Source organism: Devosia sp. MDV22-iso42, from assembly GCF_058629155.1.
The window spans coordinates 1,086,520-1,100,705 of sequence record NZ_JBZVWR010000006.1; the positions used below are offsets into that span (position 1 = coordinate 1,086,520).

The following is a 14,186-nucleotide window of genomic DNA, read 5'->3' on the forward strand; positions in this document are numbered from 1 at the left end:
TCCAGCCGTCAAGTTTTCGCCGGCATTACAAAAAACCGTCAAGGCTGGAGCAGTTAATCTACTTGAAATTCCGTCAAGTCTGCGGGGACGTTGCCGGGACCAGGCCGGTGGAGCAGAATATCGTTCCCACCGGCCACAATGCAAGGCTACGTCACGCCCGGGCGATATCCCCCTTGAGCCCCTGGCGCAGGAAGATCACCGCCAGGGATTCCATGATCAGGTGCCCGGCCGAGCCGCTGTCGAGCGCCGGCAGGTCGATACCCAGTACTTGGGCGAGGCCGGCCAGCAGCATGAAGCCGGCGGTGATATAGGTCTTGTAGCCACTCAAAATATCCATGATCGAGCTCCATTGATCGGGTTTGGATGGGGATGCGGTCGTGGCGGCGGCCAGCAAGGCGGACGCGCGGACGGATGCAACGCGGGCTGACCAGCCCTTGCCGAAGGTGGCAAAGGTCGTGAGCCGGTTGAGAAAACCGAGGCGTCTGTCGCAGAGCGCGCCGATCAGCCCGGCCGCGCCCTCGCGGGCGACGCGGCTGGCAATCGCCGCCAGCGTCAGCGGGCCGATGACGCCGTCCGTTGCCACGCCCAGTTCGGCCTGCAGCGTGGCCACGGCGCGGGCCGGGCCGGAATTGACGGCGAAATCGAACAGCGCCAGGTCGAGTCCGGCCGGCAGTTGCCCCGCCTTGCTCACCTCCCAATAGCTGGCCTGATAAACGCGCGCCGCCTCGTCCCGCTGCAATTGCTGCACCGCGCTTTTGGGCAGCGCCCACCAGGGCGAGATCTGCCGCCAGCGCGCCAGCGTCTTGCGGGTAATGCCCAGATTGGTGGCGCCGCCGGGATCGCTGGGATGGTCGGCATAGCCGCCTTCATGAAGCAGCACCGCGTCCAGACAGATGTCGAAGCGGGTTCTAGCCATCAAAATCTCCTGAAGCAGCAGGCCCCGCGCCCAGCACCGGGCTGAGCTGGGCCACCGAAAAGCTGAAGGCGCCAGGCAGGCTGCCGAAATCGAGCAGCTGGTCGGCAGCGGGATAGACGGCTTGCGGCAACGCCGTCTCCACGACGCGCTTGACGGCGACGCCGTGGAGAATGGTCAGCCGATAGGCCTCGGGCACATGCTCGAGCGGTGCATCGGCCAGGCCCCAGCCATCGCCATCGGCCCGGCTCACCCGCGTCCAGGTCAGGGCAATGTCGCCATTGGCCTCGCGCCGGGCCCGCAGATGCACCGGCGGCAACGGCAAAGTCGGGCCCGGATCGACCGCGAGGGTCAGCGCCGTGCCGACCAGGTCGGTGCTGCCGGCATAGAGCCGCAGCGCCCGCGTCTCGCCCAGCCAGGCCGTTTCCACGGGCAGGGTGACGACCCGGCTATCGAGCAGCATGACCCTGGCGCCGATGGCGGCCGGGCCGATGGCCGGCCCGGTACCCTCGAGGCCACGCAGCAAGAAGGTCAACCGATAGCGCCCCGGCGCGACCAGCGCGGCCGCGGCAAAGCCGATCACCTCCCAGGCGCCCTCGTCGGTCTCGACGGCCAGCCGGTTGCTACCGGCCAGCACGGCGAGGTCTTCCGCCGATGCCAGGTGCCCGGCATGCAATGTCACCTCGACGCCCGGCCCGCGATCCCAGACTGCGCGCGGCCCAGCTGCCAGCAGCGTCGCCAGCACACCCAAGTCGCCGCGCCGCTCGAGGCTTGCCAAATTGGTCCCGGTCGTCTCGTCCACCAGTTGCAGCGCGCCGGGCCAGGGCTGGGCATAGCCGGCCAGCGCCAGCCGCGCGCGGCCCGGTTCACCGGGCAGCGGCGGTAGCTGCGCCAGAGCCAGCAGCGGCACGGCGCGCACGGCTGTGTCGCTGCCGCCGCGCGGCGGGCGATCGCCGCCCACCGCCATGGCCGTTTGCGCCCGCAGTGTCTGCGCCGTCACTTTTCGGGTCAGGCGATCATTGATGGCGGTGATCTCGAACGGGCCTTCGGCCAGCCCCGCGATCGCCACGACATCGCCGGGCTCCAGCGCCAGCTGCGCCGGCGGCAGCTCGAATTCCAGGGTTTCGCGGCGGGCGCTCTGGCCATCGAGCAAGCGCTCGGCCGCCAGCCTTGCCGCGGCGCCGTCGAGCACCAGCGCCATGCTGTCGCCCGCCAGCGGCCCCTCGGCTTCGGTGATCGCCGTCACCGTGCCGGTGAGATAATCGCGCTCGCGGTCGACAAAGCTCAGCGCCAGCCGGCCCGGTCTTTCCGCCGGATCGCCGCGGCGGCGGCTCAGCACCGGGCCCTCGCCCTGCGCCAGCTGCTCGATGTCCAGCGTGACGGCCGCCTGCCGGCTGGCCGTGCCCAGATGCAACCCGCCGGGGCCATGCCGCAGCCCCTGCCCCGTCACGGCGATCAGCGGCTCGAGCGCCGCGCCGCCGGTGGTGGCCGTGCCCAACGTATAGCCGCTGACGAAGGGCAGGCTCGCCTCGGCCGTCAGCGAGACACCATGCTCGGCGGCCAAAGCGACAGCCAGTTCGTCGCTGGCCAGCCCGCCCAGCCGCCCGGTCAGCCAGTGGCCGGTGCGGTGGTTGGCGCCATCCGACCACACCTCTGTGAGCGCCGGAAAAGCAGGCCAGGGCCGCGCGTCCCAGGTCCAATGATAGAGCCGCGCGACATCGACCATGCCGGGGGGATTGTTGGCCGGGTCGCGCCAGAACGCCTGGTGGGCGCGCAAAGCCTGGCGCTGCATCAGCGGGTCGGCCATGCCGGTGGAAAAATACGGCCGCCCGCTTTCGGCGCTCTTGTCGTCGCCAAAGATATTGGGCTGGTTGGCGCCCTTGTCGACGGCGCCGCAGCCCAGCTCGGTAAACCAGATCGGCTTGCTGCCCGGCAGCCACGCGGTCGGGGTGGCGCTGCGCGTGCCATTGGGCCGGTCATGGTGTGGCTGGCTCCACCAGTTGCGCAGATCCTTGAAGCGCCAGATCCAGGCCTCGCCATAGGCGCCATCGGTGATCGGCGTGCGGATCTGCTGCAGCCGGTCGGCGGCACTGGCATAAAACCAGTCAAAGCCCTCGCCGCCGGCAATATTGGCCGCCAGATAGTCGCGGTCATGCGTGCTGGCCCAGAGCGCCGCATCGGCATGGCCGCTGCCATCGCGCCAGTCGGCCAGCGGCATGTAATTGTCGATACCCACCGCATCGACGGACGGCGCGGCCCAGAGCGGGTCGAGGTGATAGATTTTTTCGCCATTGCTCTGATAGCCGGAATACTCGCTCCAGTCTGCGGCATAGGTGAGCTTGGTCGCCTGCCCGACAATGGCCCGTACATCGGCGGCCAGGGTGACCAGGGCATTGACGAAGGGAAAGCTGTTGGCCGCGCCGCGTACGGTCGTCAGCCCCACCATTTCCGAGCCGATGATGAAGGCGTCGACGCCCCCCGCCGCGGCGGCCAACCCGGCATAATGCAGCACCATGGGCCGATAGGCGGCGACAAAGCTGGCCACCTGACTCGCCGCCGCCGTGCTCTTGTCAGGCGAGCCGGGCTGGCCCGGCGCCGGATGGCAGGTGATCCGCCCGCGCCAGGGATAGGCGCCCTGCCCGGTGCCGCCATAGGGGTTGGGCAGACCATTGCCGGCCGGGATATCCATCATCACCAGCGGATAGAGCGTGACGCCGAGCCCGCGCGCCTTGAGATCGGCAATGGCGGCCAGCACGGCGCTGTCCGACGGCGTGCCGCCATAGGCCGGGCCGCCATTGTGGTAGCTGACCACGGGCACATCGGCGCGCGTCAGCCCGGCCACCGACCAGTCGGTGTCGAGCATGGGCCGGCTGGCGCCCTCGACGCGCGGGGTGATGGCGCAGTTGGCACAGCGGAGATCGTTTCCGAACCAGGCGACCACCAGCGCCACATGGGTGAGATTGGGGCAGAGCGCGGTCAGCTCGTCGATCGACCAGGTCCAGTCGCTGACATGGGAGAGCACATGGGTATTCTCGCCCACGCTTGCCCCCGGCCCGGCCAGCCGCACGCGCGGCGTCGGGTCATAGCCGAATTCGGTGGCGCCGGGGATCAGTGTCACGGCGCGAATATCGCGCTCAAGGTCGCCCACCACCCGGCAGAGTTCGACCGAAAGCTGGGGAATGCGGTTGCCGAAGCGGCTCAGCGGCAGCAGCTCAACGACGAGATAGCAGAGCCCGCGATAGGCCGGCGCCGTGCCCTGGGTCGCCTCGATCAGCCCGTCGGGCAGTTGGTCCTCCGTACCGCGATAGAAGCGCAGCGTCAGCCCGGCCGGGTCGAGAAGCTGCCCATCGGCCCAGATGCGCCCGAGTCGGTGCACCTCGCCTTCGCAAAAGGCCACGGCAAAGCTGGCGCCGACCTCGTCCTCGGTCTGGCTTTGCTGCTGGCTGCTACCAAAACCCTTGGCTCCGGCGCTTTCGCTGCTGGCCAGCAGTTCGAGCTCGCGCGCCCAGATGATATTGCCCGAGAGCCGGCTCCAGCCATAAAGCCGGGGCACCGCCCCGCCCTCGCTCGAGCCCTGCAGGCGGATATCGGCATAGGTCGGCTCGGCCGTTTGCGTTTCGCCAAACAGCGCATTGTCCACGGCGCTGCCCGCCAGCGCCCCCAGCGCCCGGCCAATGGTGGCGCCAATCGGTCCCCCGACCAGCCCACCCACCGCCTGCCCGGCCAGCGAGAGTGCAAGAGTAGCCATGGATGTTCCTGTGGTTGTCGATGCCGCCCGGCTTCAGTCGCGCGGCTGATCGGGAAAACAAAACCGCCCGGCCACGCGCCGCGCCCAGGCTTCGGTCAGATTGGCCTCCACCACGCCCAGCCGTTCCTGGGCATGGATGAAGCGGGTCGGCGAGACCAGGATGCCGCAATGCTTGGGATCGACGAGGCTGCCCAGCCGGAACAGCACCACCTGCCCCGCCGAAAATGGGCCGCTCTCGGCGTCCAGCCAGCGCTCGGCCGCCGCGCGCAAGGCGCCGGCATTGAGCGGGTCGCGCAGGTCGGCGCGATAGGGCGGCGGCGTCATGGGCTCACGGCCATAAAGCTGGCGCCACACCCCGCGCAGCAAGCCCAGGCAATCGCAGCCGGCGCCCATCGTGGCCGCCTGATGCCGATAGGGCGTGCCCAGAAAGGCCCGCGCTGCCGCGACCACACTATCGGGGTTCATTTCACCACCGCCCTGCCGTCCATGGCGTCGCCATTGCGCGGGTGGCGCAGCACATAATCGCTGCCCGGAATATGCGGGAAGCCGCGGAAATTGACGGCATTGGCCAACCTGTCGCGGCAGGTGGCAAAGCGCCGGTCGCAGCCGGCCGTGACGCTGAACGTATCGCCCACCACCACCCAGTCGCCGACCCGCTGGGCAAAGCCCAAAATATCGGCGCCGCCGACCCTGGCATGACTGACCACGCCATCGCTTAGCCCGCTGCGCCTGCCGCTGCTCCACTGCACCTTGCCAAAGCCGAACCAGCCCTCGGCAAAGCCCGAAAGCCCGCTGACCACGAGGCGATAGGGATCGTCCAGCGCGCTCACCATGGCCAGGCCGGTCAGTGCCGGCACTGCCAGCGCCACGCCGCAGCGCGCATCGCCCAGTTCGGCATCGCAGAGGCTCTGATAGAGCCGGCCATGCGTGGCATTGAGCCCCTGCTGGGCCGAGCGCAGCTCCGCGCGAAAGATGCCGTCCTCGCGGGTGATCTCGCCGATCGTGTCGCGCCGCAGCAGCAGGCGCTGGCTGACATTGCCCCAGTTGACGCGCCAGGTTTCCACCGCGGCGCCATCATAAAGTCCGAGCAGGATATCGTCCTCGCTGATCGCCTCGGCCGTCAGCACGCCCAGCACCTCGCTGGTTTCGACCTCCGGGCCCAGCCGCGCCGGCACCGCGCCGCCATCGAGCCCATGGGCCGGGACAAAATCCAGCTCGCCAAAGCGCAGGGTCCGGTCGTGGTCGGTAAAGCCCAGCACCACGCCATCGGTGCGGATCAGTTTCCAGCAAAAACACAGCGTGGTCTCGCTCTGTGCCAGATGCGCCGCGAGGCCGAGGTCCAGGGTTCTCATGGCAGGATCTCCACCAGGGGAATGCTGGGCGCCTCGGCGCCGTCAAAGCTGGTCAGTTCCACGTCGAGCCGATCGGTATCGAAGCGCACCGGCACGTCGAACAAAAACCCGGCCGTGACCGCCTGCCCCGCCCCCGGCGGCGTGGCAAAGCTCACGAGGCCAGTGGTCACATCGACGCTCCAGCCGCTGGTTCGCTCCGTCCCCGCCACCGCCACGCGCACGCTGCCGGCCACGGGCCGCGTGATCGGCCGCAGATAGGGGTCGAAACTGGCGCCATAGCGTTTGGTCAGCGCGAAAACGGTCAGCGCACCGTTACCCGTGCCGATGGCTTGATCGAGCGGCGTCGGCGTGCTTCCGCCGCTGGAAAAATCCAGCCCATCGCGCCACAAAAAGCCATGCAGCCGCCCGCGGCGTTCCTCGAAAAAGGCCAGAACCGCCGCCATATCGGCGCGCGACTTGATGCCATAGCCGGCATTGTAACGCCGCCGCGAATGCTGCCACCGCCCATTGCGCTGCTCGCCGCCGCCGGCCAGCGTCACCACATCGGTCTTGCGCTCGGGCCCACCCCGCGCCCCCAGCGCCACATCGAGCGGAAAGCGGATCGCATGAAAGGCCATTTTGAAGTCTCCCTGTGTGGGTCCCGCACGCTGGATTCAGCTGGATCGCGACCCCCGCCTCACCGCCCGCAAGAGCATCGCGCTGAGTTCCGCCTCGCTTGCCGCAAAGCTGCGCGCGTCAGTGGCCGTCACGTTGAAGGTCACATTGATCCCCCGACCGCTGCCGCCGGCGACGCCGAGGCTGCCATCGGGGCCGCGGGCCAGCGGCAGGATCGCCTCCGGCCCGCTTTCCCCGGCAAGGCCGAGGCCGGGCCCCAGCGGGAAGTAGCTCGGCGTCGCGATCACCCCGCCCTTGGCGAAGGGTGTGACAGTGCCGAGCGCGGGACTGGTTCCGGCAAACAGGTTGCTCACCAGCCCGCCGACCAGGTCGCTAAAGGGCTTGATCGCCGCCTTGAGCGCAATATCGGCAAAGCTGCGGGCGATATCGCCGAGCAGGGATTTGAGCGACTTGCCATCGCTGAGTGCCCCGGCAAAGGCCCGGCTGATCGACCGTGATACGCTGTCGGCGAGGTCGCCGATGCGTTCGAGCTCCAGCGAGACGCCGTCGAGCTCGTCGCTGAGACTGGTGCCAAACAGGTTATCGGCCATCGGGAAAGCGCTCCATCATGGTTTCGAGGTCGCGGCGCTGCAGCGGGCTGGTGGAAGCACCCAGTACCGCGCCCCAGGCGGAAGCCAGCTCGCGCGGCGTCATCGCCCAGAACTGGCGCGGCGGCAGGCGCAGCACGCCCAGGCCGAACTGCATCGCTGATGCCCAGGGAAACGGGGTCATGGCGTCTCTCCAAAGGTCGCCTTGAGCAGGCGGGCAGCGATCTCGGCGGCGCCCTTGAGCCCGCCCTCGATGCTGAGCCGCGCCAGGTCGTCATCGCTGATGGGATTGCCGCCGCCGCGCAGCCCGGCGCCCAGAATGGCGGTGAGGTCGCGGGCCGAGATCCGCCCGCCGGCAAAGCGCTCGGCCAGCCCCACCAGATCGCCGGCCTGCAGCCGGCTTTCCAGCTCCGCCAGCGCCCCCAGCGTCAGGCACAGCACCAGCGTCTCGCCGCCAATGACAGCATCGATTTCCCCGCGTTGGCTAATCGCCATGGTCTTGTCCCCTAGATTAAAACGGCTTCGTTCAGATCGCTGCAAAGCTGATCGCCCCGGCGCTTTCCAGCGCCAGGTCGAAGGTCACTTCCCCGGCATGGTCGCCAGAAAATTCCAGCGCCACGATTTGAAACGGGCCGGTCACCGTGCCGAAATCGGGCAGGATCAGCTGCCAGTCGCGGATGGTGCCGGCAAAGAACAGCGTGCGGATCTGCGCGTCGGACGCCGCGTCCTTGAACACGCCCGAGCCGGAGACCGCGGCCCGCTTGACCCCGCCCCCGGCCAGCAGCTCGCGCCAGCGGCCGGCGCTTTCCTGGTCGGTGGTGTCGACGCTGGCCGCGTTGAAGGCCAGAGCCCGCGTGCGCAGCCCGGCAACGGTCAGAAAACTGCCCGACCCGGTCTGGTCGAGCTTGAGCAGCATGTTGCTGCCGCTTTGAGCGGCCATGAGATGATCTCCGAAGGTTTGACAAACGCGGTCGTCACCCTCGGGCTTGACCCGAGGACTCTGCACTTGCGGTGCGCTGGTAAAGTGAAGTGCCCTCGAGTCAGGCCCGAGGGTGACGGTCAGTGGTATGGGCCCCTAACCCGCCTCGCTGAACACCCTGATCGCCACCGCCGCCCGGGCCAGGCCGGAGGCCTCGTCGATCAGCGTGTCCGTCCGCACATGCAGGCGCAGCGTCAGCACCAGGCCCGGTGCGTTCAGCGCCAGGCTGACCGCCACCACCCGCTCGGCCATGTCGAGCGCCCGCCTGCGGCTGGGTTGGTCGCCCCAGCAGTGCAGCTGCAGCCGGTGTTCGTGTCCCGGCGCGGCATCGCCGTCGCGCGGGAGCAGATCATGCCGGGCGATCACCACATAGGGCGGCGCCCTGCCCGTCGGGGCGGCGTCGAACACGCCGTCCGGCCCGGTCAGCGCCAACAGCGCCGGATCGGCCTTGAGCGCGGCGACCAAAGCGGTCTGCAGCAGGCTGATGGGATGCATGGCCTAACCCGTGAAGCTGGTTTCGCTGCAGGCGCAGCTGAGATAAGCCCGCCGGCCATTGAGGTCGGCGGCGCTGACCACGTCGAGATTGCGGCCGCGATAGAGGATGCGGTCGCCCGGCTTGAGGTCGGTGCGAAAGCGCAGCACCACGGCATGGGAAATCTCGACGGCCCGGCCATCGGCGCTGGTGCCCTGGCGGCCGCGAAGCGAGCGCACCCTTGCCCAGACGCTGGTCAGCGGCACGAACAGCGTGCCATGCCCGCCGCCCGGCTCGCTGGTCATGTCGCGGCGCTTGAGCTGCACCCGGTCGGTCAGCGTGCCGATAGGCGGGACTGTCTCGCTCACAGCCGCACCCGCTTGTGATTGGCCACCAGGCGGTCAAAGCCGGAGGGCACCACCGCCCCCGAGCCCGCCATGATCACCGCGTCGCGGTGCTCATGCCAATAGGCCACCAGCACCAGCAGCGCCTGGACGATATCGGCCGGCACATCCTCAGGCTCGGTGCCGAAGCCGGCGACATAGTCGATCTCGATGCCCTGCCGCTCGCGCAAAGCCGGCATGCCGGCCAGTGTCGCCGGTAGCAGCAGCCGATCCGGCGCGCTCAAGAACTGGGCCAGCGGCACGTCATGCGCGCCGCCGGCCGCGTCATAGGCGGTAATTTCGGTCACCGCCATGAACGGGGTCACCGGCAGCCTGACCATGCGGTCTGCCGGCCAGGCGTCGAGCACCACGCGCCAGCTCTGCGCCAGCAGCGCCTGCCCCGTCACCCCCTCGACATGCAGCCGCGCCGCCCCGATCAGCGTCGTGATGAGCGCGTCCTCGGCACTATCATCGACCTTGAGAAAAGCCTTGGCCTGGGCAAGCGAAACCGGCTCCCCGGCGGGCCCCGCCAGAAGATAGGATGTCATGTTTTTTGCCTTGTGTTGGTGTTCATTGACCCACCTTTGCTCCCTCCCCACAGTGGAGGGAGACGACTGGGGTCAGCTGAGCACGGCGCCGCCGAAGGCAGGGCCGTCAGCCTGAGTCAGATGGAGTGGGGCACCGAGCATCGGAGCGCAGCGTACGTTGCGGTACGTGAGCACCGAAGCGCAGGGGCTCTGCTCCAGCTGGCCAGGATCACGGCCCTTACGAGGTGGCGAACTTGAGCAGCTTGATCGCGTCGAAGTCGGCAATCCCGCCGCCGACGCGCTTGGTGGTGTAGAACAGTACATAGGGCTTGGCGCTGAAGGGGTCGCGCAGCACGCTCACCCCCTGCCGGTCGACAATCAGGTAGCCCCGCTTGAAATCGCCAAAGGCAATGGCAAAGGCATTGGCCGCGATATTGGGCATGTCCTCGGCTTCGACCAGGTCGAAGCCCATGAAGCGGGCCCGTCCGTCCGCGGTGGCCGCCGGCTGCCAGAGGTAGTTGCCATCGGCGTCCTTGAGCTTGCGCAGCGTGCCCTGCACCTTGCGGTTCATCACCCAGCTGGCATTCTGCCGGTAGCCGGCCTTGAGCGCATAGACCAGGTCGATCAGCACGTCGCTGGCATTGCTGGCGGGCAGCGCCCCGGCCGCGCCGCTGGCGATATAGCCCAGATTGCCCCAGCTCCAGCTGGCTTCCGCCACCTTGGTGGCGTTGAGAAAGCCGGTCGGCTTGTTGGTGCCATTGCCCGAGACAAAGGCCGTGGTTTCCTGGGCGGCAAAAGCAGCATTGACCTCCTCGGCAATCCACTGGCCGACATCGACGGCAGCATCCTCGAGGAAGCTCGCCGTCGCCGCCGGCATGGCATAGAGTTCCATCGTCGGGTAGCTGAGCTCGGCCAGGGTTGGCGAGCCGGTGATCGGCCGCGCCTCGGTTTCACCCACCCAGCCCACGGCCGGCCCGGTCAGCGATATGGGGCGCTTGTAGACCGCGCCCGAGACCTGTCGGACGCCGGCAATGGCGCGGATCGGCGACACGGCCGTCATCAGCTGGGTGATTTCCGTTTCGGTTTCGGGCGGCACGACAAAGCCGCCATCGGCATTGACGCCGGTAGAGAGCGCCTTTTCCTCGCCGCGCTTCACATAGGCGGCAAAGCTGGCCTTGTATTCGCCCTCGGCCATAGCCGCCTTGCCATCCAGAAGCGGCCGAGCCCGGTCGATCAGCGCGCGGTCCATCGCACTCTTGTTGGCATCGAGCACGGCATTGAGCCGGTCGAGCTTGCCCTCGAGCAGCCCGTCGGCGCTGCCGCGCTTTTCCAGCGCGCCCAGGCGCTGGTCATTGGTGGCCTTGAATTCCTCGAAGGCGCTGGAAAATTCGGCGAACAGACCGGCAATATCGCCCGGCGCGCCGGCCTTGGTTTCAAGCCCGTCACTGGTGGTAGCCATGCAAAGATCCCTATGGTTTGCGGATGGTATGGGTGGCAGCCGCGATGGCGGCGCCGGTATCAAGGCCAAAGGGCGCGATGCGCGCGTCCTCCAGCATGGGAAAGGTCACGATCGAGACCTCGAACAGGTCGATCTGCCAGAGCTGGCGCTGGCCGCCGGAGCGCGTCGCCTTGACGGTGCGAAAGCCGATCGACAGGCCATCGATGGCCCGCGCCTCGATCAGCCGGCGCAGCGCATCGGCGCGCGGCACGCCCGGCACCAGGAGCCCGGCGACATAGAGTCCCCGACTGTCCTCGCCGATCGCCTCCCAGATCCCCACCGGCTCGGTCGGGTCATGCTGGAACAGCAGGCGGATGCGCGCCCGGCGTTTGCTGAGGCTCTGGGCAAACGCGCCCGGCATGACCACATCGCCGCTGGCGTCACGCGTATTGAACAGGCTGGCATAGCCGGAAAAGCGCCCGTCCGCGTCGATGGGAATGGCGCTGGTTCGGTTCGCCATCAGCGCTTCCCGGCCGGCCTGGTCCCCGCCTTGCCAGCCGGCCTGGCGCTGGCCAGCGTGCCCGCCAGGTTCCAGGCAAACTGCCGGAAGGTCTGCTGCGCATTGGAGAAATTATGCTTTTTGTCCATGGGCTTAATCATCCTTTCTGAACAGGCGATTCAAACTGGCAATCTCCTGCACGAAGTCATTGAAGTGCTGATTCACCTTGGCCATTTCACGCAGGCTCCAAACGAGTAGCGCCGAGGCGCCACTGGCCCAGAGGAACAACGCCAGATGCGCGAGGTCACCGCGCTCGATGACGGTCTTGGTGAGTTCGTCCATGTTGAAAAGTTCTCCGTTGGTCGAGGCGCATTCTGGGGACGGCACATGCCCACGATCCTTCGCCTTGACGGCTATCGCTTCTTTTTCTTCAGCAACGAGAACGACGAGCCGCCTCATGTTCAAGTTGAATTTGGCGACAAGCTCGCCAAGTATTGGCTTGAGCCGGTAGAACTGGCATCATCGCAACGCATTCGCTCCCATGAGCTCGGCGCCGTTCAGGGACTGGTCGTCGAACATCGAGATGAATTCCTGAAGGCATGGCATGACCACTTTGACGCTACAGACTGAACCGCTGGCCATTGACGTTGCGGTCAGCGACACGGTTCTGCGCGGTACCCTTGATGATGGCCGCGAGCTCTCCGTCCCGGTCGAGTGGTTTCCCCGCCTGCGCGACGCCTCGGATATCGACCGCGCCAATTGGCGGCTGATCGGCCGTGGCGAAGGCATTCACTGGCCCTCCATCGACGAAGATATTTCCGTGCGCGGCCTGCTGGCCGGTCATCACCAGACCCGCGCGGCGTAAAGCCGAGGTGGACATTCTGACAGTTGCGCTGCTTCTGATGTTTGAGTTCGTCGCGGCCCCTGTCCTGCTGGTGGCAATTGCCAAGGGCGCCTACAAAGTCGCCCTGCCGCTCGGTGTGCTGCTGACGCTGGCCTTTATGCTCGTTCACTTGCCCCCAATGGAGCCGGGCTTACCAGGCGGCTAAATCCCCAGCATGCTCCGCTTCTCCGCGTCGCTCAAAAACTCCGCTGATCCCACTCGCGCCCACAGCGCCGCCCTGTCCTCGGCCAGGGCCTCCACCCCGTCGAAGTCAGGCGCAATCGTCGCGCCGTCAAAGGCCGGGGCCAGCCAGTTGCTCAGTTCCTCGGCGACGCGGATCACCAGCGGGATCAGCGTCTGCCGCCACAGCGCCCGGTTGGCTTCGGCCAGGTTGGCATAGGTATTGTCGCCCGGAATCCCCAGCAGCATGGGCGGCACGCCGAAGGCCAAGGCGATATCGCGCGCGGCGGCGTGCTTGGCCTCGATGAAATCCATGTCGCGCGGACTGAGCGCGATGGTCTTCCAGTCCAGCCCGCCTTCGAGCACCATGGGTCGCCCCGCATTGCCGGCCCCCACGAAATTGGCTTCGAGCTCGTCCTTGAGCCGGGTGAACTGCTCCTGTGTCAGGCTGCCGCCCGCCATCGAATAAACCAACGCGCCGCTGGGCCGGGCAGCGTTGTCGAGCAGCGCCTTGTTCCACTGCCCGGCGGCATTGTGGATGTCGAGGCTGGTCTGGGCTGCCTCGAGCGGGCCCATGCCATAGTGATCGTCGAGCGGATGAAACAGCGCCAGATGCAGCACATTGGGCAGCGGCGCACTGTCCTGGTTCAGGCGCTGCGTGCGCCCGCCGGCGGTATAGTCATAGGCCACGGGCCAGCCATCGGCGCCGGCCACCACCTTCATGCGATCGGGGCGTAGGCAGAACAGCCCGCGCACCGCGCCATCGACCAGGCCGGCCTGCAGATAGGCGTTTCCCGCCGTCTGCAGATAGGCATAGACCGCCTCGAGCAGCTCCCCACCCGATTGGCGCCCATTGGGCCGGCCGAGGAGGCTCAGCAGCGGATGGGCATCGAGGCGCTGACCATTCTGGCTGACTACCAGCGGCACGCGGTTGGCGGTCTCGGCGATCAGCCGCACGCAGCGGTACACGACGGGGTTACGCGCAAAGCCCTGGTTGACCAGGCTGGCAAAGCCGCGATGGCTCCAATTGGCCGCGCCCAGCTGATTGAGGCTGAGCAGGCTGTGCCCGGCAAAATCCTTGCGCTCGGGCGGCGTGCTGCTGCGCCCGCCGAGCAGGCGGTTGATCCAGTTCGGCATGGTGTCTCCGAAAAAACAAAAGCCCCGGGCGGATGCGCGGGGCTCAAGGGTTCAACGATATCGGGCGGTCTATTCCGCCGGATGCTGCCGGTCGCGGCGCTTGAGGTTTCGCAGATGCAGCCAGGCCGCGGCGGCGGCGATTGCCACGAGCAAGATAGGGGCGATGTAAAAGGCATAGATGGCCAGAAAACTCACGATTTCAGCCCTCCGAGAACAATACGCGCAATTAAATGTAGTGCAATTGCTGCCGAAAACCAAATGATACAGATCAGCACAAATGCCCAAAGCGGCATCGCCGCTCCCGTCGCGCCGTAGATCACGGCCGCAATCGGCGCCAGCAAGCCCACCGTCAGACAGGCGGTGGACAGGCGATCGAAGGCATTGGCCAACAGTTTGGTCCGTTCGTTCTCGATCAGGCTCATCGCATGGGCTCGGGCTGGCGCGCCAAGCAAGGTTGGCATAGTGGCTGCGTT

The 14,186-nt window shown here is 67.4% G+C and carries 22 protein-coding genes; 3 read left to right on the top strand and 19 right to left on the bottom strand.

The genetic code is table 11. The features are described from left to right. Positions 1–151 precede the first annotated feature (151 nt). The 16 genes from AC4NN3_RS06820 to AC4NN3_RS06895 all read right to left on the bottom strand — a co-directional run bounded on the left by AC4NN3_RS06820 (position 152) and on the right by AC4NN3_RS06895 (position 11,855). Complete coding sequence (locus AC4NN3_RS06820) at positions 152–916, bottom strand: glycoside hydrolase family 108 protein (RefSeq protein WP_491926320.1); 765 nt, start codon at positions 914–916, stop codon at positions 152–154. Next, positions 909–4,661, bottom strand: coding sequence for a baseplate multidomain protein megatron (locus AC4NN3_RS06825; protein ID WP_491926321.1), 3,753 nt, complete (start codon positions 4,659–4,661; stop codon positions 909–911). The genes AC4NN3_RS06820 and AC4NN3_RS06825 overlap by 8 nt, the downstream gene beginning before the upstream one ends. Positions 4,662–4,694: 33 nt before the next feature. Then, positions 4,695–5,126 (bottom strand): NlpC/P60 family protein, encoded by a 432-nt coding sequence (locus AC4NN3_RS06830; protein WP_491926322.1) that lies wholly within the window; start codon positions 5,124–5,126, stop codon positions 4,695–4,697. Then, positions 5,123–6,013 carry a phage/gene transfer agent baseplate hub protein gene (locus AC4NN3_RS06835; RefSeq protein WP_491926323.1) on the bottom strand — a complete coding sequence of 297 codons (891 nt, stop codon included), beginning with the start codon at positions 6,011–6,013 and terminating at the stop codon, positions 5,123–5,125. Before AC4NN3_RS06835 ends, AC4NN3_RS06830 begins: the two co-directional genes overlap by 4 nt. Further along, entirely contained in the window at positions 6,010–6,630 is a 621-nt protein-coding gene (locus AC4NN3_RS06840) for a phage distal tail protein, Rcc01695 family (RefSeq protein WP_491926324.1), read from the bottom strand. The genes AC4NN3_RS06835 and AC4NN3_RS06840 overlap by 4 nt, the downstream gene beginning before the upstream one ends. Positions 6,631–6,666: 36 nt before the next feature. After that, positions 6,667–7,218, bottom strand: a complete 552-nt coding sequence (locus AC4NN3_RS06845; RefSeq protein ID WP_491926325.1) for a phage tail tape measure protein — start codon at positions 7,216–7,218, stop codon at positions 6,667–6,669. Beyond that, positions 7,208–7,399: a rcc01693 family protein gene (locus tag AC4NN3_RS06850; RefSeq protein WP_491926326.1), complete on the bottom strand. Its 192-nt coding sequence runs from the start codon at positions 7,397–7,399 to the stop codon at positions 7,208–7,210. Before AC4NN3_RS06850 ends, AC4NN3_RS06845 begins: the two co-directional genes overlap by 11 nt. After that, positions 7,396–7,710 carry a gene transfer agent family protein gene (locus tag AC4NN3_RS06855; RefSeq protein WP_491926327.1) on the bottom strand — a complete coding sequence of 105 codons (315 nt, stop codon included), beginning with the start codon at positions 7,708–7,710 and terminating at the stop codon, positions 7,396–7,398. The genes AC4NN3_RS06850 and AC4NN3_RS06855 overlap by 4 nt, the downstream gene beginning before the upstream one ends. Positions 7,711–7,741: 31 nt before the next feature. Continuing rightward, positions 7,742–8,155, bottom strand: coding sequence for a phage major tail protein, TP901-1 family (locus tag AC4NN3_RS06860; RefSeq protein WP_491926328.1), 414 nt, complete (start codon positions 8,153–8,155; stop codon positions 7,742–7,744). A gap of 135 nt (positions 8,156–8,290) precedes the next feature. Then, complete coding sequence (locus tag AC4NN3_RS06865) at positions 8,291–8,689, bottom strand: DUF3168 domain-containing protein (protein WP_491926329.1); 399 nt, start codon at positions 8,687–8,689, stop codon at positions 8,291–8,293. A gap of 3 nt (positions 8,690–8,692) precedes the next feature. Further along, complete coding sequence (locus tag AC4NN3_RS06870; RefSeq protein WP_491926330.1) at positions 8,693–9,034, bottom strand: phage head closure protein; 342 nt, start codon at positions 9,032–9,034, stop codon at positions 8,693–8,695. Then, positions 9,031–9,597 carry a head-tail connector protein gene (locus AC4NN3_RS06875; protein ID WP_491926331.1) on the bottom strand — a complete coding sequence of 189 codons (567 nt, stop codon included), beginning with the start codon at positions 9,595–9,597 and terminating at the stop codon, positions 9,031–9,033. The genes AC4NN3_RS06870 and AC4NN3_RS06875 overlap by 4 nt, the downstream gene beginning before the upstream one ends. A 217-nt stretch (positions 9,598–9,814) precedes the next feature. Beyond that, positions 9,815–11,035, bottom strand: a complete 1,221-nt coding sequence (locus AC4NN3_RS06880) for a phage major capsid protein (protein WP_491926332.1) — start codon at positions 11,033–11,035, stop codon at positions 9,815–9,817. A 10-nt stretch (positions 11,036–11,045) separates the two neighbouring features. Further along, entirely contained in the window at positions 11,046–11,534 is a 489-nt protein-coding gene (locus tag AC4NN3_RS06885) for an HK97 family phage prohead protease (protein ID WP_491926333.1), read from the bottom strand. Then, entirely contained in the window at positions 11,534–11,662 is a 129-nt protein-coding gene (locus AC4NN3_RS06890) for a hypothetical protein (RefSeq protein ID WP_491926334.1), read from the bottom strand. Before AC4NN3_RS06890 ends, AC4NN3_RS06885 begins: the two co-directional genes overlap by 1 nt. Positions 11,663–11,666: 4 nt before the next feature. Beyond that, positions 11,667–11,855, bottom strand: coding sequence for a hypothetical protein (locus AC4NN3_RS06895; RefSeq protein WP_046170283.1), 189 nt, complete (start codon positions 11,853–11,855; stop codon positions 11,667–11,669). Positions 11,856–11,900: 45 nt separating this feature from the next. Here AC4NN3_RS06895 and AC4NN3_RS06900 point away from each other — a divergent pair, with 45 nt between their 5' ends. The 3 genes from AC4NN3_RS06900 to AC4NN3_RS06910 are packed head-to-tail and all read left to right on the top strand — an operon-like array spanning position 11,901 to position 12,562. Next, the gene (locus tag AC4NN3_RS06900; RefSeq protein ID WP_491926335.1) at positions 11,901–12,143 is read left to right on the top strand and encodes a DUF4160 domain-containing protein; all 243 of its coding nucleotides are present in this window, start codon (positions 11,901–11,903) and stop codon (positions 12,141–12,143) included. Then, the gene (locus AC4NN3_RS06905) at positions 12,118–12,378 is read left to right on the top strand and encodes a DUF2442 domain-containing protein (RefSeq protein WP_491926336.1); all 261 of its coding nucleotides are present in this window, start codon (positions 12,118–12,120) and stop codon (positions 12,376–12,378) included. The genes AC4NN3_RS06900 and AC4NN3_RS06905 overlap by 26 nt, the downstream gene beginning before the upstream one ends. Positions 12,379–12,385: 7 nt before the next feature. Next, entirely contained in the window at positions 12,386–12,562 is a 177-nt protein-coding gene (locus AC4NN3_RS06910) for a hypothetical protein (RefSeq protein ID WP_491926337.1), read from the top strand. Here the strand turns inward: AC4NN3_RS06910 and AC4NN3_RS06915 are convergent. The 3 genes from AC4NN3_RS06915 to AC4NN3_RS06925 all read right to left on the bottom strand — a co-directional run bounded on the left by AC4NN3_RS06915 (position 12,559) and on the right by AC4NN3_RS06925 (position 14,135). After that, a complete protein-coding gene (locus AC4NN3_RS06915; RefSeq protein WP_491926338.1) occupies positions 12,559–13,713 on the bottom strand; it encodes a phage portal protein in 1,155 nt (384 codons plus the stop codon). The two genes, AC4NN3_RS06910 and AC4NN3_RS06915, sit on opposite strands and share 4 nt — an antisense overlap. A 69-nt stretch (positions 13,714–13,782) precedes the next feature. Next, entirely contained in the window at positions 13,783–13,908 is a 126-nt protein-coding gene (locus AC4NN3_RS06920) for a hypothetical protein (protein WP_491926339.1), read from the bottom strand. Continuing rightward, positions 13,905–14,135 carry a hypothetical protein gene (locus AC4NN3_RS06925; RefSeq protein ID WP_491926340.1) on the bottom strand — a complete coding sequence of 77 codons (231 nt, stop codon included), beginning with the start codon at positions 14,133–14,135 and terminating at the stop codon, positions 13,905–13,907. Before AC4NN3_RS06925 ends, AC4NN3_RS06920 begins: the two co-directional genes overlap by 4 nt. Positions 14,136–14,186: the final 51 nt, after the last annotated feature.

Excerpts from the sequence above, each read along its gene's own strand:
- AC4NN3_RS06820 (WP_491926320.1), bottom strand. The coding sequence starts at position 916 with ATGGCTAGAACCCGCTTCGACATCTGTCTGGACGCGGTGCTGCTTCAT.
- AC4NN3_RS06825 (WP_491926321.1), bottom strand. The coding sequence starts at position 4,661 with ATGGCTACTCTTGCACTCTCGCTGGCCGGGCAGGCGGTGGGTGGGCTG.
- AC4NN3_RS06830 (WP_491926322.1), bottom strand. The coding sequence starts at position 5,126 with ATGAACCCCGATAGTGTGGTCGCGGCAGCGCGGGCCTTTCTGGGCACG.
- AC4NN3_RS06835 (WP_491926323.1), bottom strand. The coding sequence starts at position 6,013 with ATGAGAACCCTGGACCTCGGCCTCGCGGCGCATCTGGCACAGAGCGAG.
- AC4NN3_RS06840 (WP_491926324.1), bottom strand. The coding sequence starts at position 6,630 with ATGGCCTTTCATGCGATCCGCTTTCCGCTCGATGTGGCGCTGGGGGCG.
- AC4NN3_RS06845 (WP_491926325.1), bottom strand. The coding sequence starts at position 7,218 with ATGGCCGATAACCTGTTTGGCACCAGTCTCAGCGACGAGCTCGACGGC.
- AC4NN3_RS06850 (WP_491926326.1), bottom strand. The coding sequence starts at position 7,399 with ATGACCCCGTTTCCCTGGGCATCAGCGATGCAGTTCGGCCTGGGCGTG.
- AC4NN3_RS06855 (WP_491926327.1), bottom strand. The coding sequence starts at position 7,710 with ATGGCGATTAGCCAACGCGGGGAAATCGATGCTGTCATTGGCGGCGAG.
- AC4NN3_RS06860 (WP_491926328.1), bottom strand. The coding sequence starts at position 8,155 with ATGGCCGCTCAAAGCGGCAGCAACATGCTGCTCAAGCTCGACCAGACC.
- AC4NN3_RS06865 (WP_491926329.1), bottom strand. The coding sequence starts at position 8,689 with ATGCATCCCATCAGCCTGCTGCAGACCGCTTTGGTCGCCGCGCTCAAG.
- AC4NN3_RS06875 (WP_491926331.1), bottom strand. The coding sequence starts at position 9,597 with ATGACATCCTATCTTCTGGCGGGGCCCGCCGGGGAGCCGGTTTCGCTT.
- AC4NN3_RS06880 (WP_491926332.1), bottom strand. The coding sequence starts at position 11,035 with ATGGCTACCACCAGTGACGGGCTTGAAACCAAGGCCGGCGCGCCGGGC.
- AC4NN3_RS06885 (WP_491926333.1), bottom strand. The coding sequence starts at position 11,534 with ATGGCGAACCGAACCAGCGCCATTCCCATCGACGCGGACGGGCGCTTT.
- AC4NN3_RS06890 (WP_491926334.1), bottom strand. The coding sequence starts at position 11,662 with ATGGACAAAAAGCATAATTTCTCCAATGCGCAGCAGACCTTCCGGCAG.
- AC4NN3_RS06895 (WP_046170283.1), bottom strand. The coding sequence starts at position 11,855 with ATGGACGAACTCACCAAGACCGTCATCGAGCGCGGTGACCTCGCGCAT.
- AC4NN3_RS06900 (WP_491926335.1), top strand. The coding sequence starts at position 11,901 with ATGCCCACGATCCTTCGCCTTGACGGCTATCGCTTCTTTTTCTTCAGC.
- AC4NN3_RS06905 (WP_491926336.1), top strand. The coding sequence starts at position 12,118 with ATGACCACTTTGACGCTACAGACTGAACCGCTGGCCATTGACGTTGCG.
- AC4NN3_RS06915 (WP_491926338.1), bottom strand. The coding sequence starts at position 13,713 with ATGCCGAACTGGATCAACCGCCTGCTCGGCGGGCGCAGCAGCACGCCG.
- AC4NN3_RS06925 (WP_491926340.1), bottom strand. The coding sequence starts at position 14,135 with ATGAGCCTGATCGAGAACGAACGGACCAAACTGTTGGCCAATGCCTTC.